Raw genomic sequence first — 873 nt, 5'->3', positions numbered from 1 at the left:
AGCGTTTTTGCTAATTTTAAAAGGCCTAGTTTATTTTTTATCACTTTTCTCTCTATTGCTATATTCATAAATTACCACTTTGGTTCTGCTTTTACAACTAAGGCATCATGCCTTAGTTGTAAAAGCTGTTTTTCTTTGCTATTTACCACTAAGTGTCAATTTAAGTCTTGTCTATTACAATACGATTGAATCGGAACCACTATATTACAAATTATACTTGAGTATGGCCTTGTCTCTGTGAAGTTTTTAAGTTATTAGCGAGATGTAAACTACGCTTGTATCTTCTTTTTTTATTAAACATGAAAATACCAGCTAATAAACTTCCAGTTGCAAATAGACCTGATCCTATTAATGCAATCCATCGTTGAATATTTGTTAATTGAGTTATTTTAGGTTCTGTTGTTGTGTTTGGTTCAGGTATTGTTGTTGAAGTACCAGCTTTTAATTTTGTTTGTTTAATTGTTGTTTCTGGAGCAGTTGTTGATTGAGTGAGTTCAAGTGTTATTGGTTCTATTGTTGTAGTTGGTTCAGGTATTGTTGTTGAAATAGCGGCTGTTAGTTTTGTTTGTTTAACTGTTGTTTCTGGAGCAGTTGTTGATTGAGTGAGTTCAAGTGTTATTGGTTCTATTGTTGTAGTTGGTTCAGGTATTGTTGTTGAAATAGCGGCTGTTAGTTTTGTTTGTTTAACTGTTGTTTCTGGAGCAGTTGGTGATTGAGTTAGTTCAAGTTTTGTAGTTGATTTTTTTGAACTTTTCCAATATGGATTTAATCTACTCCAATGCTCTTCTAATTGAGCAATCTTGCTTTCTTTTTCTTTTAAAGACTTATTACATAACTGATTTTCTTCTATGCAATTATCCTTTGTAGTTCTTA

The 873-nt window shown here is 31.7% G+C and carries 1 protein-coding gene and 1 pseudogene; one reads left to right on the top strand and one right to left on the bottom strand.

Annotated elements, in window-relative coordinates:
- The coding region (locus RHOW815_RS08340) for a hypothetical protein (RefSeq protein WP_215217812.1) at window positions 1-189 on the top strand (189 nt) is incomplete at its 5' end.
- Window positions 190-211: 22 nt separating this feature from the next.
- Here RHOW815_RS08340 and RHOW815_RS08335 read toward each other — a convergent pair.
- Window positions 212-873, bottom strand: a pseudogene (locus RHOW815_RS08335) (hypothetical protein); the annotation flags it as partial.

It is taken from the genome of Candidatus Rhabdochlamydia sp. W815, assembly GCF_018642185.1.
Lineage (GTDB): Bacteria > Chlamydiota > Chlamydiia > Chlamydiales > Rhabdochlamydiaceae > Rhabdochlamydia > Rhabdochlamydia oedothoracis.
This window is presented reverse-complemented; position numbering and strand designations above follow the sequence as displayed.